Here is a 19950-nt window from a genome sequence, read left to right as displayed (position 1 = left end):
AGGCATGGTGACCGTACGGCTGTCCGCCTGCGCCGGGACGATCCGGGGCGCCTACGAGCGGGCCTTCACGGAGCTGGCGAGGGCCGGCGCGGGACCGGGCGACGTCGTCCACGTCGTCGAGTACGCGACCGGCGCCGTGCTCGGAACGTACGCCGAAGTCGAGGCGGCCCGCCGGAACGCGCTCGGCGCGCATCGGGTCCCGGTCGCGACGGTGGCGGTGGAGGCGCTGCCCGGCGGCGAGGATCTCGCTGTCGAGCTGACCGCCTTCCCCGGCGGCGGCGAGCTGATCGAGGCGGCGCCCGACGACGGCATGCACCGCGGCACGCTCCGCGTCGCCGGCGGCATCGTCTACCTGCCGAGCATCCACCCGCGCGGCGGCGACTTCCGCTCCCAGTACCGGCAATGCCTCGAACAGGCCGCCGACCTGCTGAAAGCCGCCGGGCTCGGGCTCGGGTCGCTTGTCCAGACCACGGACTACACGGCGAACGCGACCCGGTCGGAGTACCCGCGCTGCGGCCGCCCCCGCAGGGAACTCCTCGGCAGGGAGAACGGCGTGTTCCCCGGCGCCGCCGGCATCATCGTCGACCAGCCGGTCGTCCCCGGCGCCATGGTGTCGCTCGACGCGATCGCGTCCACCGCGCCCCTCACGACCGTCAACCCCGGCTGGAGGCGGTACGACACGCTCACCTACGCCCCGGGCGTCGCGGCGGGCGACACCCTGTTCATGTCGGGGTTCGGGGCACTCGAACCCGCCACCCAGAAAGGCATCTTCGACGGCGACCTGCTCGCCCAGGCCGAGTACACCTACGCCTCGATCGCCGCGACGCTCCGCGAGGCCGGCCTCGGCGACCGTCCGCCCTACGGCGGCGTCGTCCGGCTCGTGGAGTACCTCACCCCGGACGCCGTCGCCCGCTACGGCGAGGTCGCCGAGATCCGCCGCGACTACTTCGGTGACTCCCCGGCGCTGTCGTCGGTGGTGTGCTCGGCGCTGCTGCGCCCCGACTTCATGATCGAGGTCGTTCCGACGGCGGTGCTGGCCCCGGCGGGGGAGAGGCCGTGAGCCTGCTGACCGAGGAGATGAGGGCGCTCATCGGAAGCGAGGCCGTCTACACGGCGCCGGAGGAGCTCGGGCGCGCCTCGATCCGGTACTTCGCCCAGGCCGTCGGCGACGACAACCCGCTCTACACCGACGACACCTACGCGCGCGAGCACGGGTACGGCGGCGTCATCGCACCCCCGACGCTCATCATGGAAACGAACCAGTACACCGGCCTGCCGCGCGGCGAGGACGGATTCGCCGGACACATGTGGCACCTCGACGTCCCCGGCACGCGACTGGTGCGCGGCGGCAACTCCTACACCTTCCACCGCGCCGTCCGCCCGGACGACGTCATCACCGCGACCTGGCGGATCCACGACATCACCGAGCGGGTCAACGGCAGGGGACAGGCGATGCTCATCGTGACCTCGACCGCCGCCTACACCGACCAGCGCGGCGAACCGCTCGCGACCAACGAGGAGACCCTGATCTACGTGGAGATCGCATGACGGCCGTCGCGGTGGGGGACGCGGTCCCCGAACTGGTGCGCCGCATCGAACTCGCCGACATGGTCGCCTACGCGGGCGCGACCTGGGACTGGCAGCGCATGCACTACGACCCCGCCTACCTCGAACCACGCGGACTGCCCGCCCCCGTCGTGGACGGCCAGGTGTTCGGCGCGCTGCTCGCCGAGCAGGCGCAGGACTGGCTCGGCCCCTCCGCGCGCCTGGCGACGCTGCGGTTCCGATTCAAGAATCTGGTGTTCGCGAACGAGACCGTCCGCTGCACCGGCACCGTGACGGCGGTGCGCGGCGACCTGGTGACCATCGAGCAGAAGATCGAGGTGGTCGAGGACGGGCGCGTCGCCGTCGCCCCCGCCGGCTGCGAGGTCCGCGTTCCCGGAGGGGCACGGTGACGGTCGCGATCGCCGGCGCCGCCGAGTCCGATCTCGGCGTCACCGGCGCATCCGTCCTCGGACTCCAGGCGCAGGCGGTCACCCGCGCGCTGGAGGACGCCGGACTCGCGCTCTCCGACGTCGACGGCATCGCCACCACCGGCCTCTCCCGGTTCTCCGCCACCCAGCTGTCCGACTACCTCGGGGTCCAGCCGTCCTGGACGGACTCGACGTCCGCCGGGGGATCCGCGTTCGAGATGTTCGTCGCCCGCGCCGCCCAGGCCATCGAAGCCGGGCAGTGCGGCACCGTCCTCATCACGTTCGCGTCCAACCAGCGGTCCGCGCGGTCACGGTCGCTCGGCGGCGCCACCGAACCCCACACCCCCGAAGCGATCTTCGAATCGCCGTACGCGCCGCTGTACCCGATCTCGTACTACGCGATGGCCGCGCAGCGCTACCTGCACGCCCACAAGGCCGACCGCGAGCAACTCGCCGAGGTCGCCGTCGCGGCCCGGGAGTGGGCGCTGCGCAACCCGAAGGCGTTCCGGTACGGCAAGGGGCCGCTCACCGCCGCCGCGGTCCTCGACGCGCCCATGATCTCGACCCCGCTGACGTCCGCCGACTGCTGCCTGGTCACCGACGGCGGCGGCGCCGTCGTCCTCACCTCGCTGCAACGCGCCCGCGACCTGCGACGACCACCCGTCCTCGTCCTCGGCTACGGGGAGTCGACCACCAACACCAGCATGACTTCGGCGGACGACCTGCTGCGGCCCGGCTCCTTCGACTCGGGACGCCGCGCGTTCACGATGGCCGGGCTGGAACCGTCCGACGTGGACGTCGCCGAGATCTACGACTCCTTCACCATCACCGTCCTGCTGACGCTGGAGGGCCTCGGCTTCTGCGCACCCGGCGAGGCCGCCGGATTCGTCGCCGGCGGCCGGATCCGCCCCGGCGGCGGCTTCCCCCTCAACACCAACGGCGGCGGCCTGTCCTACTGCCATCCCGGACAGTACGGGCTCCTGCTGCTCATCGAGGCCGTCCGCCAGCTGCGCGGCGAATGCGGCGCCCGGCAGGTCGACGGCGCGGAGATCGCGCTCGCCCACGGCACCGGCGGCATCCTGTCCAGCCACGCCACCGTCCTGCTGGGAGCCGACCGATGATCGAGGACCGGTGGTGGAACGCCACGCGGGACCGGCGCCTGGTCGTCCAGCGCTGCGCCTGCGGGCACGCCCAGCACTACCCGCGCGAACTGTGCACCCGCTGCGGCGGCACCGACCTGGAGTTCGCCGACGCCTCCGGACGCGGCACCGTCGACTCCTACACCGTCGTGCACCGCCCCCCGTCGCCCGACGTGGAGACCCCCTACGTCGTCGCGCGGGTCCGGCTCGCCGAAGGACCGATCATCCTCACCCACCTCGACGGCCCCGGCCCCTGGACCTGCGACGAACCCGTCCGCCTCGGCTGGCGCCCCCTGCCGGACGGCCGCCACCTGCCCATCTTCACCAAGGACGCCTGATGGACTTCGAACTGACCGAAGAGCAGCGCCTCTTCCGCGACACCCTCCGCGACTTCGTGGACCGCGAGATCCGGCCCGTCGTCCAGGAATGGGAGGCCGCCGACCGGTACCCCACCGAGATCGTCGAGACGATGAAGGACCTCGGCCTGTTCGGGCTGACCGTCCCCGAGGAATACGGCGGCCTCGACGCCGACATGGTCTCCTTCGCCCTCGTCTTCGAGGAGATCTCCAAAGGCTGGATGGGCATCGCCGGCATCCTCGGCAGCCACTCGCTGTCCTGCTGGATGATCGCCCGGCACGGCACGCCCGAGCAGAAGACCCGCTTCCTGCCCGACCTCGCCACCGGCCGCCGCCGCACCGGCATCGGCCTCACCGAGCCCGGCGCCGGCACCGACCTGCAGGGCATCGCCACCACCGCGCGCCGCGACGGCGACCACTACGTGGTCGACGGACGCAAGACCTGGATCACCAACGCCCGGCACGCCAGCCCGCTGCCCATCCTGGCCAAGACCGACCCGTCCGCCTCGCCCCCGCACCGCGGAATGTCCGTCCTCCTCGTCGAGGACGGCTTCGAGGTGCTGCGCGACCTGCCCAAGCTCGGCTACAGGGGCACCGAATCGTGCGAGATCGTGTTCGACGAGGTCCGCGTCCCCGCCGCGAACCTGCTCGGCGGCGTGGAAGGGCGCGGCCTGCAACAAGTGCTGTCCGGGCTGGAGACCGGCCGCATCAACGTCGCCGCCCGATCCCTCGGCATCGCGCAGGCCGCCTACGACGAGGCGCTCGGCTACGCGGCGCAGCGCGAGGCGTTCGGCCGCCCCATCCAGGACTTCCAGGCGATCCAGCTGAAGATCGCCGACATGGCGGTCAAGGTGCAGGCCGCCCGCCTGCTGGTCTACTGGGCCGCGTCGCGCGCCGACGCCGGCGACCGCGTCGACATGCAGGCCGGCATGGCCAAGACCTTCGCCAGCGAGGCCGCCATCGAGTGCGCCCTCACCTCCATGCAGGTCCACGGCGGCTACGGCTACTCCAAGGAGTTCGCCGTCGAACGCCTCTACCGGGACGCACCGCTGATGAGCATCGGCGAGGGCACCAACGACATCATGCGCACCGTCATCGCCAAGGCGCTGACCTCCGGCAAGGAGACCGTGGGGTGAGAAAGACCGCGCTCTACGTCCCCGGCGACCGCCCGGACCGCCTGGCCAAGGCCCTCACCCTCGGCGCCGACGAACTGATCGTCGACCTGGAGGACGCGGTGCCCCTCACCGCGAAGGAGCACACCCGCGCCGCCGTCGCCGCCTGGCTCCGCTCGTTGCCTACGGACCGGCCGCGGATCACCGTCCGCATCAACCCCGGCGAGCTCGGCCACGCCGACGCCCGCGTGGTCGCCGGCCCCGGCCTCGACTGCCTGTGCGCCGCCAAGGTCGACGACGTGGACGACCTGCACGCCCTCGACGCCGTCCTCGCCGACGCGCCCGGCCTCCCCGTCGTCCCGCTGCTGGAGTCCGCCGCGGCGATCCTCGCGGCACCCGAGATCGCCGCCGCGCCACGGGTCGCCGGCCTCCAGCTCGGCGAGGCCGACCTGGCCGCCGACCTCGGCGTCACCCCCGGCCCCGACGAATCCGAGCTGCTCTGGGCCAGGTCCCAGGTGACGGCGGCGTCGGCCGCCGCCGGCCTGCCCCCGCCGCTCGGCCCGGTCTCCACCCAGTTCCGCGACCTTGAGACGTTCCGCACGACCACACTGCGCCTCAAGCGGCTCGGATTCCGCGGCCGCGCCTGCGTCCACCCGGCACAGCTCCCGGTCGTCACGGAGGTCTTCACCCCGACACCGGCCGAGCTGGACCGGGCCCGCTCTCTGCTGGCCCGCTACGAAGCGGCTCTGGCCTCGGGCTCCGCCGTCTTCGTCGGCGACGACGGCCGCCTCGTCGACCAGGCCGTCATCCGCGCCGCCCGCGCCCTGCTCGCCTGACCACCGAGCACTTCTCGGGCGCGCGGGTTGACGCCCTCGCCGCCATGCGTTCCTGTTCGGTCGACGCCTCCGCTGGACGAAGGCGGTGCTTATCTCGACCAATGTGATGCAGTCTGTGTCCCGGCCGTGAGTTCGTAGGCATTGGCCGCCACGGACTGCCGAGATGTCCTCAGTAGTCCAAGAAAAATTTGGAACGATCCTGAGCGCTCTGACCCGGGTAAACATTGTCGAGACGCCGGGATCTGCACCCACGATCCCATGTCTCCCGGATCGGCAGGGCGGAGGTCTCCGCAGCTCAGCCCCGTGATTCGGACTCGGATGCCGACGGCTGTGCGCCCGAGATCGTTTCGGCCATCAATGGTCGTGGCCGCCTTGCCTTCTCTGATCCTCCGTGGACGGTCAGGAGGTAGGGGCGTCTCACTATGAGCGTTCTGCGGGGTGCCTCATCAGAGCCACACCTCGACAAAAACCAGATGAAAGGAGTCGGGCTTTTGCGCGGCTACCTGAACACCTTCCTCCAGTTCACCGCCGCCGCTCTCGTCGTGCTCGTGCTGGGCAAGATCGGGTTCGGTGAGGTCTGGGAGGCTGCCATGGGCATCTTCCCGTCCTGGGGGAGTTTCTTCGCCTTCGCTCTGGTCATGGCGGGCCTCTCCGGCCTCCTCTTTGCCTGGTCGAAGAACAGCTGATCGCACCGCAGGAGTGACTCCTGCATGCGCAGCAACACGGAATGGGGTCCGCGCACTGAGGTGCGCGGGCCCCGTTCTCTTGTCCCAAGCAGCTCACAAGCGAGCCCCGCCGGTCGATGGGACGCCTGTGTCAGGCGAAGGGCGGCGGACCACTTCCGACCAGCGTGATGACGTCGGACCAGACTGCCGAGCCGCCGAGCGTGACCTGTGCTTCGCGGCCGTCTGGAAGTCTCAGCGTCTGGTCGTGAGCGCCGCTGGCGTCGAAGTCGCCGATGGTCGCGGTTCCGGACCACTCCCGCTGCTTGGCGCGCAGATCGACGTAGACCTCGATCTCGGCTCCGTTGCTGCCGATCAGGGTGGCGGGCCCCCGGTAGCGGCTCACGCGTGGATCTTCTCGTCAAGGCCGACGTGGTTCGTCTTCATGAAGACGCACCATAGCGTTCAGGTGGGACGTTCCCGCCCGCACTGCTTCTCAGGGCTCAACGTGGTCCGAGCGGGTTTGTGTATGCCGTCATCCCGGCCGTTAGACTTCAACGTGCGGAAGGTTCGCCCGTGCCTGCGTGGTAGGGGCGTCGTAAGAGGGAACCCGGTGGGAATCCGGGACTGCCCCGCAGCGGTGAGCGGGAACGACCGCCGTCATCGAGCACTGGGCCGCCGGGCCTGGGAAGCGACGGCCAGTAGGACGCACCTACTCAGGTAGGAGCGGTGCCCGCGAGTCCGAAGACCTGCCTTCGCCCGTGCGCCGTCTGGCGTGCGGTGGTCTGCGGCCTCGCGGGAGGGCCGGCGGGCGGCACAGGCGGTTTTCGGCGCCGTGCCGTGCACGTCCCTCCCCGGCTGGCCGCCTTTGGCTCAGCGAGGGAAGCTGCCATGAAAACCACGATCCTCGGTTACCCCCGGATCGGGACGCGCCGCGAGCTCAAGTTCGCCACCGAAGACTTCTGGGCGGGACGCATCGACGCGGCCGCGCTGGAGAAGGCCGGCGCGGACCTGCGCGGCGCCGTCTGGACAGGGCTGCGCGACGCCGGTCTGGACGCAATGCCGTCGAACACCTTCTCCTTCTACGACCAGGTGCTGGACACCAGCGTCCTGGTGGACGCCGTGCCCGAGCGCTATCGGGGCCTGGACGGGCTCGACCGGTACTTCGCCATGGCGCGCGGTGTCCAAGACATCCCGGCGATGGAGATGACCAAGTGGTTCGATACCAACTACCACTACATCGTGCCGGAGCTGGGGCCGGACATGCGGTTCCGACTGCCCGGAGGGGTCACGTCGAAGCCGGTCGCGGAGTACCTGGAGGCCAGAGCCCTCGGTATCGAGACGCGGCCCGTGCTCGTCGGACCGCTGACCTACCTGCTGCTGGCCAAACCCGCGGCGGACGCCCCCGCCGGCTTCCGCCCGCTGGACCTGCTCGACGGGCTGGTGGAGGTGTACGCCGAGTTGCTGGAGCGGCTGGCGGGGGCGGGCACCGAATGGGTGCAGCTGGACGAGCCCGCCCTGGTGGCCGATCGGACCGACGGGGAGGTGGCCGCACTGGCCCGCGCGTACGCGCGCCTCGGTGAGCTCTCCAGCCGGCCGCGCCTGCTGGTGGCGACCTACTTCGGCACGATCGGAGCCGAAGCGCTGCGCGCCCTTGCGTCCTCCCGTGTGGAGGCCGTCGGGCTGGACTTCGTCGCCGGTCCCGGCAATCTGGACGTGCTCGCTTCCGTGGGCGGGCTGCTGCGCAAGACCGTCGTGGCGGGCGTGGTCGACGGCCGCAACATCTGGCGCGCTGACCGGCAGCGGGCCGAGGCCGCCTGCGCCACGCTGCTCGGTCTGGCCGACCAGGTGGTCGTGAGCACCTCCTGCTCACTGCTGCATGTCCCGATCGACCTGGACGCCGAGGACGCGCTCGATCCGGCGGTGCGGGGGCGGTTGGCGTTCGCCCGGCAGAAGGTCGGCGAGGTCGTCGCGCTCGGCGAGGCGCTGGGCGAGGACGCGGCCGGTCCCGCCGCGCAGGTTCCGGCGTCCACCGCCGGGATCGACCACGAGGTCCGGGCTCGCCTGGACACGCTCGGCGGTTCCTCCCGCGGGGACCGCGAAACCCGGTTCGCCGCGCAGCGCGCCTCGCTCGGGCTGCCCGACCTTGCCACCACCACGATCGGCTCCTTCCCCCAGACTCCGGAGGTGCGCAGGGTCCGCGCGGACCGCCGGGCCGGACGCATCTCCGAGGACGACTACAGCCAGGCGATGCAGCAGGAGATCGCCCGCGTCGTCGCGCTGCAAGAGGAACTCGGTCTGGACGTGCTCGTGCACGGCGAGCCCGAACGCAACGACATGGTCCAGTACTTCGCCGAGCAGCTGGACGGCTACGCCGCCACCGAGCACGGATGGGTGCAGTCCTACGGGTCCAGGTACGTGCGGCCGCCGATCCTGCACAGCGACGTCGCTCGTCCCCGTCCGATGACCGTCGCGTGGACCACCTACGCCCAGGGGCTGACGAGCAAGCCGGTCAAGGGCATGCTCACCGGGCCGGTCACCATGCTGGCCTGGTCGTTCGTCCGCGACGACCAGCCCCTGGCCGAGACGGCCCGCCAGGTCGCCCTCGCGCTGCGGGACGAGATCGGCGACCTGGAGTCGGCCGGTATCCGCATCGTCCAGGTCGACGAGCCCGCATTGCGCGAACTGCTTCCCCTGCGTGCGGCCGGCCACGCCGCCTACCTGGACTGGGCCGTCGGAGCCTTCCGCCTGGCGACCTCCGGGGTGGCGGACACCACGCAGATCCACACCCACATGTGCTACTCCGAGTTCGGTGAGATCATCGATGCGATCGGGGCGCTGGACGCCGACGTCACCAGCGTCGAGGCGGCCCGTTCGCACATGGAGCTGGTCGGCGACCTCCGTGCCGCCGGTTACGAGAACGGCATCGGCCCTGGCGTCTACGACATCCACTCGCCCCGCGTCCCCTCGGCCGACGAGATCGAGGAGAACCTGCGGCGCGCGCTGCAGGCCGTCGAGCCCGCCAAGCTCTGGGTCAATCCCGACTGCGGGCTCAAGACCCGCGCTTACCCGGAGACCGAAGCGGCGCTGCGCAACCTGGTGACCGCCGCACGGCGAGTCCGCGAGGACGCCGCCGCGCGCTGAGCCGCGGCCGAACGGCGGCGCACGCCCGGTCAGAAGCCGGCGTGCGCCGCTCCCACCTGTGCCTGACCTGACGCCTCGCGGCGGATCCACTGGAGCAAGGTGGGGTTGTCGACAGTGGTGATGACACTGATCGTGCTGCGGAGGTGGCGGTCGTGGTCCAGCAGGGCCAGAAGGCTCGCGGCCAGGTCCGCGCGGGCGGTGTATCTGCCCTCGGCGTGGCCTTCGACAATGGTGTAGTCGGTGACCGACGGCAGGTGGTAGAGCCCGCTCGGGCGCACGATCGTCCAGTCCAGATCGCTTTCCCGGACGAGCGTCTCCATCCGCCGCATGTCGTCGTACAGCGTCTTGCCGAGGACCCGGGTCACGTAGGGCAGAAGTACCCGGTTGAACAGGATCCCTGCATCGGCGTAGGGCCGCGGGTCGACCCCGGTCGAGCTGACAACGGCGAGCCGGCGCACCCCGTGCTTCCGCATCGCGGCGATGATGTTGGCCACGCCCTGCGAATAGGTGCTGATCGGCTTCTTCCCGGCCGGCACCCCCAGCGTCGACAGGACCGCGTCCTGCTTCTCCACGGAGGCGTGGACGGCATCTCGGTCGAGCACGTCCGCACCGACCACCTCGAGCCGCTCATGGCGCAGGGGGAAGGAGTCCGGCCGCCGGGTGACCGCGGCGACCCGATGCCCGGCGGCGAGGGCCTGGCCGGTGAGCAGGCGGCCGGTGGGGCCGTTGGCTCCGAAGATCGTGACACGCAAGACGACTTGTCCTTTTCGCGGTTGCTAGGAGTGCCGTCGCTCGTCCGGCCGGGCGGGATCCTGGCGAGCCCGCTGTGCCTCGCGCAGGATCGCCCAGGCATCCGCGACCGGGCCCACGTGGGCGAGCTTGTCGGGGTTGCTCATCGTGCTGATCGTCTGGATCCGACCGTCGAGGATGTCGAGGGTCCAGGTGTTGACGACCTTGCCGTCGCGATCGCGGAAGACGGCGCCCGGCTGGCCGTTCACCTGGCGCGGCTCCACGACACCGCCGATCTGGACGAATGACGGGACGAGCACGCCGAGCGCCCGGGCGACGTTGCCCGCACCGAAGATCCCCCTCGCCCACTGCGGGGCCTTGCCGCCGCTGTCGGCGATGATCTGAACGTCGGCGGCGAGCAGGTTCCTGAGCCCGTCGAGGTCGCCCTCGGCGAACGCGTCGAAGAACCGCGTCGCGAGTTCCTCGCGCTCCCCCCGGTCGGCCTCGAACCGGGGCCGCCCCTCGTCCATGTGGCGGCGTGCCCGAACCGCGAGCTGGCGGCATGCGGCCTCCGACCGGCCGACCGCCGAGGCGACCTCGGGGAAGCCGAACCCGAACACCTCGCGCAGCACGAAGACGGCGCGTTCCAGCGGGCTGAGCCGTTCCAGCAGCAGCAGAGCCGCCATCGATACCGAGTCGGCGAGTTCGGCCGAGCGTTCCGGGTCCTGGTAGGGGTCGGTGAGCAGCGGCTCGGGGAACCACGGGCCGACGTACTCCTCCCGCCGGACGCGGGCCGAGCGCAACACGTTGATCGAGAGCCGGGTGACCACGGCCGACAGGAACGCCTTGGCCGACGTGGGCCGGGTCGGCGTGGCGGCATAGCGAATCCAGGTCTCCTGGACGGTGTCCTCGGCCTCGGTCACGGTGCCCAGGATCCGGTAGGAGATCGAGAACAGCAGCGGACGCAGCTCTTCGAACTCCTCGGCCCGGGTCACGCCAGCTCTTCCTTGAAGCCCTGCCGCCAGGACGGGTAGCGCGGCTCCCAGCCGAGTTCCCGCTTGGCCTTGGCGCTTGAGAAGCCCCGCCCCTCGGTCATCATCACCACCGCCTGGTCGCCGGCGAGCAGCCGGGCCAGCCACACCGGGACCCGCCTCGGTCGCTTCGCGCCGGCGCACTCCGCCAGGTAGGGGAGCCACTCGCTCGCCGGGGCCGGGTCGTCGTCGACGATGTTGTACACCCCGCGCGCCTTCTGTTCCACGGCCAGGACCGTGGCACTGGCCGCGTCGTCCAGATGAACCCATGAGCTGTAGCCGGTACCACGCCCCACCAGCGGGTACTGCCGCTTGCGCAGCAGCTCGACCTGGTCGTCGATGGCGCCCGGCCCGTAGAACGCGCCGTACCGCAGGACCGCGCCGCCCGCCTTGAGGACCACGTCCTCCACCCGGCTCAACGCCTTCAAGCCCACGTTCGCGGCCGTCCCCTCGAGCAGGTCCAACGGATCCTCCTCGGTCTTCACCCATCCGCCCTCGCGGATGCCGTTCCACGAGGCGTACCCCTGCGCGACGAAATGGGGCACGCCGGTCGCCTCTGCGGCGGCCAGCAGGTGGTCGGTTCCCTCCGTGCGCAGCCGATTGGTCTTGGCGAACCATCGGTCCGGATGCTTGATGTCGGGCTTGCCGGCGTGCGCCATCGAGATCGCGGTCATCTGGTGCACGACCACGTCCGGCCGTGCGGCCGCCACCGCCTCCCCGACCGCAGCCGCGTCCAGCCCGTCCATCACCACACCGTCCGCGCCCAACCGCTCCAGCAGGTCCAGCTTCGCCCGGCTCGTGGTCGTCGCCGTCACCTGATGGCCCCGTGCCACCAACCGCGGTACCAACCGCTGCCCCAGGACCCCGCTCCCACCAGCCACGAACACTCGCATGACCATCACCTTCCGACGAGATCTCCTGCCTTCGCTACCCGAGACAAATCAGCCCGACTTTCTGTGACATGACGGGCTGACCCATTCTGGGAGCCGGGCCGGCCGTGACGTCGTGAGCGGCTCGATAGCCTCGATCCGGTAGTTGCCGCAGTGCTGGTCGCCGAGGTCCGGCGGTAGCCGATGCGGTCGTGGACGTTCCAGCGCGACCGGTCGTAGCGGTTCCGGTCGCCGCCGACCCCCTAGACGGGGGCGGGGACCTGGTGGATCGGAAACTCGTCGAGCGGGACGACGCCAGGCATCCCGGGCACAGTGGGACCTCCGGGCCGCTTCACGCGCTGGTGGGAGAGGACGGGACCGAAGTGCGGTCCAGCCGCGTCACGGTGCCGCGGTCCCCGTCGACCCGGACCCGGTCGCCGGTGCAGAGCACGCGGGTGGCGCCCTGGGTGTTGACCACGCAGGGCAGGCCGTACTCGCGGGCGACGACCGCGCCATGGGAGACCGAACTGCCGATGTCGGTGACGAGCGCGGCGATCAGGGTGAAGTAGGGCGTCCACCCGACGTCCGTCACGGGGGCGACCAGGACCTCACCGGGCTGCAGTTCCCGAGCCTGCGCGATCGTGGTCGCGACCCGGACGGTCCCCTCGACGACACCGCCGCACGCGGAACGACCGACGATCACACCGCCCTCGACTGGTTCCGGGGGCTTCGGCCGCGTCGGAACGGGCTTGCCGACGCTGACGTCCGGGAAGTCGAGCCGGGCCTGGTACGGAAGCGCCGCCCGGCGCGCCTCGGCGCGGTCGATCAGGTCCCCGGCGTCGTCGGTGCTCAGCAGGTCCGGCAGCTCCGACCGGTCGAAGAAGAACACCAGGTCCGCGTCGGGCAGCCGCCCCGTCGCGGCCAGCTGCTCGCCCAGGAGGCGATAGCCGAGGCCGAGCCGGTGGGCGACCAGGACCATCCGCGACTTGGTGGCCTCGCGTCCGCGTGCCCCGGCCCGCGCGAGCCGGGCCATCACCCGCACCGCCCGGGAAACGCCTTCCGGTGCAGGTGGGACCGTGCGGACGGCGTCGCCGGTGAGAAGGCGGGCCCGGAGCATGGCCTGCATGATCGTGCCGAGCCCTTCCGGGTCGTCCCCCCACGACGGTTCGCGCAGGCACAACTCCCGGTAGCCCCGATGGCCGTGGCGCCGCAGAAACCCGTTGAACGCGCGGCTGGTCGGACCACCGCCTCCGGTCAGCCGGACCACGGCCTCGGCGGCGTCCGGTTCGAGGAACGCCTTGGCTTCCGTCCCGTCCGCGGCCAGCCGGGCCACCACGCCGTCCAACTGCTCCAGCATGACGGCGCTCTCGACGTTGGTGGCGCCGGCCAGCAGTACGGCGGTCCGGGAGCGGCCCTCGTCCTCGCTTCGGCCCGCGCGGATCGCTTCGCGCACCACCGTCTGCTCCAGCACGTTCGCGGCGACGGCGGAGCGCGCGGAGGACCGGACGTGGGTGAGGGTGGCCTCGTTGTAGAGCTCGATCGCAGTGTCCAGCTCGGTGAGCAGGGCTGCCGGCTCCGCCGCGGACGGCGTCTCGGAGCGCGCCAGGTCGCGGTCGAGGCGGCGGATCGCCCGTCCCGCCGAGAGCGTGAACGTGGTCAGCCGGACGGTGTTGACCAGGCGGAGCAGGAACGGCTTCGGCGGCACCGGCACCAGTTCGTCCACCACCCTGCCCGCGATCGAGAGCGAGTACTGCTCCAGCGAGTTGCCCAGGATCCCCGAGCTCAGGGCCGTGCCCTCGGTCATGTTGAGGAACAGGTGACCTGAGAAGTAGCCCAGCTGCAGCCAGTGGTCCTCCCGGTAGGAGTCCTGGAAACCGGCGGTGACCTGGACCATCTGCATCGCGTACTCGATCGCCCGCCCGCTCACGGACGCCGTGAGCGGGCAGAAGGCGCCGGGCATCATCTCGCCGATGTTGCACCGGGTGTAGACGTGGTCCTCGCCGGCCACCGTGCTGTCCATCTCGCTCAGGTCCCCGGGCAGGGTGGTGATCGGCCGCGCCTGGAGCCAGCGGATCTCGCCGGTCCGGTCGATCGCCCATTCGAGGTCCAGCGGCATTCCCCACCGCGCCTCCGCGGCCCGGGCGCCTGCCGCGACGGCCATGACCTCGTCGTCGTCGAGCGCCGGACGGGACGCGATCTGACGGTCCACGATCCGCCCGGGCCGGTCGACCTCGTAATGGTCGGGGCTCGCGGAGCCGTCGACCAACGACTCCGCCAGGCCGAGAACCGCGTCGACCACGCAAAGGTCGCGCCGGCCGCTCGCCGGATCCGCGGTGAACACGACACCGGCGGCCCGCGCGTCGACCATCTCCTGGACCACCAGGTGCATCGCGCCGGAGATGCCGGCGGCCGACCGGTAGGCGGTCGCACGCTCCGAAGACGCGGAGGCCGCGCAATGCCCGATCGCGGCGAGGAGCTCGTCGTATCCGCCGACCCCCAGAACCGACTCGTACTGACCGGCGAAGGAGCTCTCGACACCGTCCTCGCCCGAAGCCGAGGAACGCACCGCGACCGCCTTCCCCGAGCCGGTCATCAGGGCGTAGCGCGCTTCGAGCCCGGAGGGAAGGTCGGCGGCGTCGGCGTTCGCGATGACGAACGCGGCCGGCACCGAGAACCCGGCGGCGGCGAGCGTCGCGAGGCCGAGGGCCTTGCCGCCGTACCTCGCGTCGATGACGTCCGACAACTCGACGAGCTCGCTCCGGGGGTGCTGCACGGCAGTTACGTTACACTGTGCTCGAAAATGAACAACCCCTCAGGAAGACCCCGTGACGCTCGCATCGACGACGCCGTTCTGACGGCCGCCGCCGAGCTGCTGGCAGAGGTGGGCTACGCCGAACTGACCGTGGCCGCCATCGCCGACCGCGCCGGAACATCCCGGCCCGCGGTCTATCGGCGCTGGCCCAGCAAAGCCCACCTCGTCCACGAGGCGACCTTCCGGGACGGCGTCACGGCCGGCGCACCCCGGACAGGCTCGTTCGCCGAAGATCTGCACGAACTGGTGAGACGGACCGCGGAACTCCTGACCACTCCCATGGCCCGGATCGCCGTACCCGGCCTGATAGCCGAAGCCGCGACCGACCCGGTCATCCACCAACGCCTCCTCGAACGATTCTCCGCCGGGGGATGGCGCGGGCTCGACGCCACCCTCGCCGCGGCCGTCACGAGCGGAGAGCTCGACGCCGAGGTCGACGCACTCGTGCTGCTGGAGATGATCATCGGCCCCGCCCTGGCCGCGATGCTGACCAGGGGCCCCGACGGCCTCACACCGGACTGGGTCGCCAAGACGGCCCGCATCCTTCTCAACGGCGTGAGGCCTGCGAACCACAGGCGAAATCCAGACGACTCCTGATCTGGGCATCGCAACGCGGAGACCGGAACCAGGTCGTCCAATGCGGCGGGACGCGGTGCCCTCAACGCGGGCGCGTACTGCGTGCCTGGGGTGGGGCGCCCAAGCTCGGAGGTCAAGCTCAGATCGGTGCGGGAGTCACGTGGTCGGTCCCGCCGGTCTCCCCAGTTCAGTCGCCAGGGCGGCGATCGTCTCTTCCGGATGCGTCGATCCGGGGAAGTAGGCGCAGACCCGTTCGGCCACGTCGCCGAACCGGGCTTTCATCTCGCCGGCGCACTCGGCCGGCGTTCCGACGACCGCCAGCGTCCGCATCATCGTGTCGTCGATCAGGCCGATCATCGTCATGATGTCGCCGGTCTTCGACAGCGCGTTCAACTCGGGCTGCAGATCCCCCCAGCCCTCGATGTCCAGGACCGGCCTGTACGCCGGGGTCGAGCCGTAGAACGCCAGCAGCGCCTTCACTCCGAAGGCCGCGGCCTCGATCTCCTCGGGGGTGTCGCCCATCGCGACGATCGCCTGCGGGTACAGGTCGATCCGTTCGCGACCCGCCAGTTCCAGGCCTTCGGCCACGGCGGGAAGAGTGCGCTCGCGGAAATGCCGATGGCTGTGGAAAGGCATCACCAGCAGTCCATCGGCGACCTCGGCCGCGGTCCGGGTCATCACCGGGCCCAGCGCACCGAGCAGGACCGGCGGCACGCCGTACGGGTTCGGTCCGGGGACGAACGTGGCGGGCATCAGGGTGTGCTTGGTGAACTCGCCGCGGAAATCCAGCGGGGTGCCGTCCTGCCAGGAGTTCAGGATCGCCTTCACCGCGAGGACCGTCTCGCGCATCCGGGCTGCCGGTCTGCTCCAGGTCGAGCCGTACCGGTTCTCGATGTGCGGCCTGATCTGCGAGCCCAGTCCGAGCCGGAAGCGGCCCTTGCTGAGCAGTTGCAGGTCGTAGGCCATGTTGGCCAGGTTCATCGGGCTGCGGGGGATCGCGATCGCGACGTTGGTCATCAGGTCGGTCGGCGGTACGTCCGAGGAGCCGGCCGCGACGATCAGGGGCAGGAACACGTCGTGCGGGCCCTCGAACGTGAACAGGCCGTCCACCCCGGCGGCGATCAGTGCGCGGGCACGCTGCGCCGCCTCGTCCGGCCGGCCGTCCAGTTGCACATCCAGCTTCACTGGCCGATCTCCATTCCGCGCAGAGCCGAGTGTTCGCCGGCGAGGCTCGAGGACGCCGCAACGAGCTTCGCATCTCAGGCAAGCCCGCGGGAACATTCTGAGCCCCGGCGACCTACGGAGAACGGGGAGGGTGGGGCTCGGAAAGCATCGATGCTCGCTGAAGGGGGCGGCCGGAACCGTGGGCGTGCTACCGGGTGGGTGTGGTGGATGGGGCGAGGCCGGTGAATGCGAGGTCAACGATGGCGTTGACATGGTCGGTGTCGGCTATGCGCGGGGTGAGCAGCCGGCGGTAGTAGGCGGCGCCGTAGAGCAGTTCGGTGACGAGGACCGGGTCGGCGTCGGCGCGGACCTGGCCTTCGCGCTGCGCCGTCCTTATGCGTTCGGCGGCGGCGCCAGCCAAGTGACCGATGAAGCTGTCCCACAGGGCCCTGTGGAGGTCGGGGTCGTGCTGGGCTTCGCCGATCAGTGCGCGGTAGTGCGGAAAGACGTCCGGGTCGCCGAGGATGCGAGAGGCCGCCGCCATCTGCGCCTTGATGTCGGCGATGAAGTCCCCGGTATCGGGGAAGGACGCGTCCATCTTCCACGTGGACAGTAGGCCGTCCAGCAGCACGGCGCCCTTGGACGGCCACCACCGGTAGATCGTGTTCTTGCCGACGCCGGCGCGGGCGGCGATGCCCTCGATGCTGAGTTTGCGGTACCCGACCTCCTGGCACAGGTCCATGGCGGCCTTGATGACGGCGTTGGCGGCCTCTTCACTGCGGCGCTCGGGACGTCTAGGTGACATGCGGACAGCATATCCCTCAGACGGCACGGAACGTTCCGTATTGACTATGTGCAGGGCGGCGGGCATGCTGAGGCGGCACGGAACGATCCGTACCGCCAGTGAGGGACGAGTCCCATGAAAGTTGAGTTCACCCACGACATCGCCTGCGTCTGGTCGGCGCTCGGCTACGCCCGCTTCCAGCGGGCCGCCGAGGAGCACCGGGCAGGTGGCGGCGAACTGGAAGTCGTCTTCAGGCCGTACCGGACCGCGGGCTCGTCGGCGGGAACGTCGCCGGGCAGCGGCCACTTCCAGCTCGTCCCCCCCGCGCGGGCCGAGCAGATCGCGCGGGCAGCTGCGGCCGACGGCCTGGTGGTGAAGCTCGACCGGATCGTGCCCGCCCGCACCGCCCACGCCCACCGGCTCATCGCGCTGGCGGCCGACCACGGCGCCGCCGAGGACATGGCCGCCCGCCTGTACCGTGCCTACTTCACCGACGGTCTGGACATCGCCGACGCGAACGTGCTGCGGGGCCTGGCGCACACGATCGGCGTCCGCTGGGACAGCGAGAAGAACTGCGAGCGGCCCCACGCGGAACCCGCGCGGTCCGCAGATGCGCCCGGCCCGCGAGTGCCGGTCTTCCGGTTCCCGGACGAGACCGTCCTCGTTGGAGCCGTGTCACTCGCCGCGCTGCGGAGTGAGCTGAGGCGGACCGACCTGACGCACCGACGCGGTCGGCCATCGCCCGACCGCTTGCCAACCGCAGGATCAGTGCTCTGACCAACGCCACGCGCCGGGACGAGAAGCGCAACCGCGGTCGCCGAAGCCGACGGTGGCCAGTCCAGCGAATCCGGCGAACACTGCGCCGGCCGGAACTACGTCCGTGCAGGTGAGGCCATAGTGTCCGGCGGCCCCACGGAATAACGCTGACGCGGTGCCCGCTGTAATCATTGCCAAAGGACGAGGGAGACGACATGGCAACCGAAAGGGCACTGCTCGCGGGTGGTTGTTTCTGGGGGATGGAAGAGCTGTTCCGCCGGCAGCCCGGAGTGATCTCGACGCGGGTCGGCTACAGCGGCGGCGACGTGCCCGACGCCACCTACCGCAACCACGGGACCCACGCCGAGGCCATCGAGGTCGTCTACGACCCCGACGAGACCGACTTCCGGGCGCTGCTGGAATTCTTCTTCCAGATCCACGACCCCACGACCGTGAACCGGCAGGGCAACGACGTCGGCACCAGCTACCGCTCCGCGATCTTCTACACCTCGGACGAGCAGCGGAAGGTCGCCGAGGACACCATCGCCGACGTCGACGCCTCCGGCCTGTGGCCGGGCAAGGTCGTCACCGAGGTGACCGCCGCCGGCGACTTCTGGGAAGCAGAGCCGGAGCACCAGGACTACCTGCAGAAGTACCCGAACGGCTACACGTGCCACTTCCCCCGCCCCGGCTGGAGGCTGCCCAAGCGGACCGCCGGAGCCTGACGGGGACGGCGCGGGTGTCAGCGTGCGCAGTTTCCGCGATGCGGCGGGTGCATGGAGGGTCATGCCCCGCCGCATCCGGGTTCTGAGCACATGAATCTGGACGACGCGGGATGCCGGGCACGGCCGGCATCATCACGACCTGAACCGCGATATCCGTTCGTACCGGCCGAACTCCGCGTCCGGTGAGCGGAGCGCCGGAGTTTCGGGGTGGTCGGTCAGGCGGCTGTCCGGGGGCCGAGATGCTGGAGGAAGAACTCGGTCATGAGGGCGAGCGTGTTCTTGAACTCCTGGTTGTAGACGACGAAGTGGCCGCCGGACAAGGTGATGAGCTGCTTGGGGTGCAGGGCCCGTTCGTAGGCGGCGAAGGCCAGGTCGCTGTGAGTGAGGATGTCGTGCTGGGCGACGACGAGCATGAGCGGCGTAGGGGAGATGCGGGCGATGTAGTCGCCCGGCTCGTAGCCGGCGATCGCCTCCACCGACCGGAGCGTGACCTCGTTGCGCCACGTCGCCAGACGCTCCGGTTCGATCGTCTGGTACCACTCGTAGGTTTCCCGGTCGGCCATCGCGGCGGGCTCCCCGGGGGTGGCGGTGACGAGGGGGAGCATCGTCGGCGCCTCGCCGTTGAACCGGGCGAGCCGGTCGGCGTCGAAGCTCTTGCGGACCTCGGCGAGCGCCTCGCTGGGGATGAACCGCGACAGGGTCGTCCCGCCGCTGACGACCGGCACCTGCGAGTAGACGGCCTTGACCCGCCGGTCGACGGCCCCGACGACGAGCACGTGCCCGCCTGAGAAGCTCGACCCGAACACCCCGATGCGCTCGGCGTCCACCTCGGGACGTGTGCACAGGAAGGTGATGGCGTCCCGGTATCCCTGGATCTGCGTCCAGGGGTCGACCTCCTGACGCGGTTCACCGTCGCTCGCGCCGAACGAGGCGTGGTCGTACAGGACGACCGCCAGCCCGGCCGCGGCGAGTGCTTCGGCGATGTCGTCGGTGTACTGCTCCTTGACCGCCCCGAGTCCGTGGGTGACGACCACGGCCGGGTGCGGGCCAGAGGTGCCGTCGGGGGTGTAGAGCCATCCGCGGAGGGTCGTTCCGGCCGAGATGAACTCGATGTCCTGGCGCATGTGCGGGTCCTTTCGCTGGTGCGGCGGGTGTACGCCGCGGCCTAGGGAGGGCCGGGGGAGTCGCCGGGGGTGAAGGCGCCGCCGAGGGCGGCGGCGTGCGCGGCCGCGGCGGCGATCTCGGCGATCTCGTCGTCCACCGGCCCGCGGGCGACGAGCAG

Annotated in this window: 20 protein-coding genes and 1 riboswitch; of the genes, 12 read left to right on the top strand and 8 right to left on the bottom strand. The window is 70.8% G+C overall.

Annotated features, from left to right (window positions below):
• Positions 1-4: 4 nt before the first annotated feature.
• From AB0H37_RS08775 to AB0H37_RS08740, 8 genes are all read left to right on the top strand, one after another.
• Positions 5-1060 (top strand): RidA family protein, encoded by a 1056-nt coding sequence (locus AB0H37_RS08775; protein ID WP_329092292.1) that lies wholly within the window; start codon positions 5-7, stop codon positions 1058-1060.
• Positions 1057-1548, top strand: a complete 492-nt coding sequence (locus tag AB0H37_RS08770; protein WP_329092290.1) for a MaoC family dehydratase N-terminal domain-containing protein — start codon at positions 1057-1059, stop codon at positions 1546-1548. The genes AB0H37_RS08775 and AB0H37_RS08770 overlap by 4 nt, the downstream gene beginning before the upstream one ends.
• The gene (locus AB0H37_RS08765; RefSeq protein WP_329092288.1) at positions 1545-1955 is read left to right on the top strand and encodes a MaoC/PaaZ C-terminal domain-containing protein; all 411 of its coding nucleotides are present in this window, start codon (positions 1545-1547) and stop codon (positions 1953-1955) included. Before AB0H37_RS08770 ends, AB0H37_RS08765 begins: the two co-directional genes overlap by 4 nt.
• Positions 1952-3094 (top strand): acetyl-CoA acetyltransferase, encoded by a 1143-nt coding sequence (locus tag AB0H37_RS08760; RefSeq protein ID WP_360612003.1) that lies wholly within the window; start codon positions 1952-1954, stop codon positions 3092-3094. Before AB0H37_RS08765 ends, AB0H37_RS08760 begins: the two co-directional genes overlap by 4 nt.
• The gene (locus tag AB0H37_RS08755) at positions 3091-3450 is read left to right on the top strand and encodes an OB-fold domain-containing protein (protein WP_329092284.1); all 360 of its coding nucleotides are present in this window, start codon (positions 3091-3093) and stop codon (positions 3448-3450) included. The genes AB0H37_RS08760 and AB0H37_RS08755 overlap by 4 nt, the downstream gene beginning before the upstream one ends.
• The gene (locus tag AB0H37_RS08750; RefSeq protein WP_360612002.1) at positions 3450-4604 is read left to right on the top strand and encodes an acyl-CoA dehydrogenase family protein; all 1155 of its coding nucleotides are present in this window, start codon (positions 3450-3452) and stop codon (positions 4602-4604) included. The genes AB0H37_RS08755 and AB0H37_RS08750 overlap by 1 nt, the downstream gene beginning before the upstream one ends.
• Positions 4601-5416 (top strand): CoA ester lyase, encoded by an 816-nt coding sequence (locus AB0H37_RS08745; protein ID WP_360612001.1) that lies wholly within the window; start codon positions 4601-4603, stop codon positions 5414-5416. The genes AB0H37_RS08750 and AB0H37_RS08745 overlap by 4 nt, the downstream gene beginning before the upstream one ends.
• A 491-nt stretch (positions 5417-5907) precedes the next feature.
• Complete coding sequence (locus AB0H37_RS08740) at positions 5908-6102, top strand: hypothetical protein (protein ID WP_360612000.1); 195 nt, start codon at positions 5908-5910, stop codon at positions 6100-6102.
• A 130-nt stretch (positions 6103-6232) separates the two neighbouring features.
• Here the strand turns inward: AB0H37_RS08740 and AB0H37_RS08735 are convergent, their stop codons facing one another.
• Positions 6233-6484, bottom strand: coding sequence for a DUF4873 domain-containing protein (locus tag AB0H37_RS08735; RefSeq protein WP_360611999.1), 252 nt, complete (start codon positions 6482-6484; stop codon positions 6233-6235).
• A gap of 143 nt (positions 6485-6627) precedes the next feature.
• A riboswitch (cobalamin riboswitch) is annotated at positions 6628-6850 on the top strand.
• Positions 6851-6969: 119 nt separating this feature from the next.
• On the opposite strand from AB0H37_RS08735, the gene metE reads away from it, so the two are divergent.
• Positions 6970-9222, top strand: coding sequence for a 5-methyltetrahydropteroyltriglutamate--homocysteine S-methyltransferase (gene metE / locus AB0H37_RS08730; RefSeq protein ID WP_360611998.1), 2253 nt, complete (start codon positions 6970-6972; stop codon positions 9220-9222).
• Positions 9223-9251: 29 nt separating this feature from the next.
• Here the strand turns inward: metE and AB0H37_RS08725 are convergent, their stop codons facing one another.
• The 4 genes from AB0H37_RS08725 to AB0H37_RS08710 all read right to left on the bottom strand — a co-directional run bounded on the left by AB0H37_RS08725 (position 9252) and on the right by AB0H37_RS08710 (position 14624).
• Positions 9252-9974 (bottom strand): NAD(P)H-binding protein, encoded by a 723-nt coding sequence (locus AB0H37_RS08725; RefSeq protein ID WP_360611997.1) that lies wholly within the window; start codon positions 9972-9974, stop codon positions 9252-9254.
• A gap of 24 nt (positions 9975-9998) precedes the next feature.
• Positions 9999-10946 carry an RNA polymerase sigma-70 factor gene (locus tag AB0H37_RS08720; RefSeq protein ID WP_360611996.1) on the bottom strand — a complete coding sequence of 316 codons (948 nt, stop codon included), beginning with the start codon at positions 10944-10946 and terminating at the stop codon, positions 9999-10001.
• Positions 10943-11875 (bottom strand): NAD(P)-dependent oxidoreductase, encoded by a 933-nt coding sequence (locus AB0H37_RS08715; protein ID WP_360611995.1) that lies wholly within the window; start codon positions 11873-11875, stop codon positions 10943-10945. Before AB0H37_RS08715 ends, AB0H37_RS08720 begins: the two co-directional genes overlap by 4 nt.
• Positions 11876-12203: 328 nt before the next feature.
• Positions 12204-14624, bottom strand: coding sequence for a PEP/pyruvate-binding domain-containing protein (locus AB0H37_RS08710; protein ID WP_360611994.1), 2421 nt, complete (start codon positions 14622-14624; stop codon positions 12204-12206).
• Positions 14625-14651: 27 nt separating this feature from the next.
• On the opposite strand from AB0H37_RS08710, the gene AB0H37_RS08705 reads away from it, so the two are divergent.
• Complete coding sequence (locus tag AB0H37_RS08705; protein ID WP_360611993.1) at positions 14652-15260, top strand: TetR/AcrR family transcriptional regulator; 609 nt, start codon at positions 14652-14654, stop codon at positions 15258-15260.
• Positions 15261-15395: 135 nt separating this feature from the next.
• Here AB0H37_RS08705 and AB0H37_RS08700 read toward each other — a convergent pair whose 3' ends face one another.
• Both AB0H37_RS08700 and AB0H37_RS08695 read right to left on the bottom strand, forming a co-directional pair.
• Positions 15396-16424, bottom strand: coding sequence for a TIGR03617 family F420-dependent LLM class oxidoreductase (locus AB0H37_RS08700; RefSeq protein ID WP_360611992.1), 1029 nt, complete (start codon positions 16422-16424; stop codon positions 15396-15398).
• Positions 16425-16611: 187 nt separating this feature from the next.
• On the bottom strand, positions 16612-17208 hold the full coding sequence (locus AB0H37_RS08695) for a TetR/AcrR family transcriptional regulator (protein ID WP_360611991.1): 597 nt from the start codon (positions 17206-17208) through the stop codon (positions 16612-16614).
• A gap of 114 nt (positions 17209-17322) precedes the next feature.
• Here AB0H37_RS08695 and AB0H37_RS08690 point away from each other — a divergent pair, with 114 nt between their 5' ends.
• Entirely contained in the window at positions 17323-17964 is a 642-nt protein-coding gene (locus AB0H37_RS08690) for a DsbA family protein (protein ID WP_360611990.1), read from the top strand.
• Positions 17965-18158: 194 nt separating this feature from the next.
• Positions 18159-18668 (top strand): peptide-methionine (S)-S-oxide reductase MsrA, encoded by a 510-nt coding sequence (gene msrA, locus AB0H37_RS08685; protein ID WP_329092261.1) that lies wholly within the window; start codon positions 18159-18161, stop codon positions 18666-18668.
• A gap of 215 nt (positions 18669-18883) precedes the next feature.
• Here the strand turns inward: msrA and AB0H37_RS08680 are convergent, their stop codons facing one another.
• Positions 18884-19792 carry an alpha/beta hydrolase gene (locus tag AB0H37_RS08680; RefSeq protein WP_329092258.1) on the bottom strand — a complete coding sequence of 303 codons (909 nt, stop codon included), beginning with the start codon at positions 19790-19792 and terminating at the stop codon, positions 18884-18886.
• Positions 19793-19950: the final 158 nt, after the last annotated feature.

The organism is Actinomadura sp. NPDC023710 (assembly GCF_040639875.1).
Classification (GTDB): Bacteria; Actinomycetota; Actinomycetes; order Streptosporangiales; family Streptosporangiaceae; genus Spirillospora; species Spirillospora citrea.
Note: the sequence above shows the minus strand (reverse complement) of the source record. Positions and strands in the feature narration are given on the sequence as shown.

Coding starts and splice junctions, on each gene's coding strand:
- AB0H37_RS08755 (WP_329092284.1), top strand. CDS start 3,091: ATGATCGAGGACCGGTGGTGGAACGCCACGCGGGACCGGCGCCTGGTC.
- AB0H37_RS08765 (WP_329092288.1), top strand. CDS start 1,545: ATGACGGCCGTCGCGGTGGGGGACGCGGTCCCCGAACTGGTGCGCCGC.
- AB0H37_RS08705 (WP_360611993.1), top strand. CDS start 14,652: ATGAACAACCCCTCAGGAAGACCCCGTGACGCTCGCATCGACGACGCC.
- msrA (WP_329092261.1), top strand. CDS start 18,159: ATGGCAACCGAAAGGGCACTGCTCGCGGGTGGTTGTTTCTGGGGGATG.
- metE (WP_360611998.1), top strand. CDS start 6,970: ATGAAAACCACGATCCTCGGTTACCCCCGGATCGGGACGCGCCGCGAG.
- AB0H37_RS08750 (WP_360612002.1), top strand. CDS start 3,450: ATGGACTTCGAACTGACCGAAGAGCAGCGCCTCTTCCGCGACACCCTC.
- AB0H37_RS08695 (WP_360611991.1), bottom strand. CDS start 17,208: ATGTCACCTAGACGTCCCGAGCGCCGCAGTGAAGAGGCCGCCAACGCC.
- AB0H37_RS08715 (WP_360611995.1), bottom strand. CDS start 11,875: ATGCGAGTGTTCGTGGCTGGTGGGAGCGGGGTCCTGGGGCAGCGGTTG.
- AB0H37_RS08680 (WP_329092258.1), bottom strand. CDS start 19,792: ATGCGCCAGGACATCGAGTTCATCTCGGCCGGAACGACCCTCCGCGGA.
- AB0H37_RS08690 (WP_360611990.1), top strand. CDS start 17,323: ATGAAAGTTGAGTTCACCCACGACATCGCCTGCGTCTGGTCGGCGCTC.
- AB0H37_RS08775 (WP_329092292.1), top strand. CDS start 5: ATGGTGACCGTACGGCTGTCCGCCTGCGCCGGGACGATCCGGGGCGCC.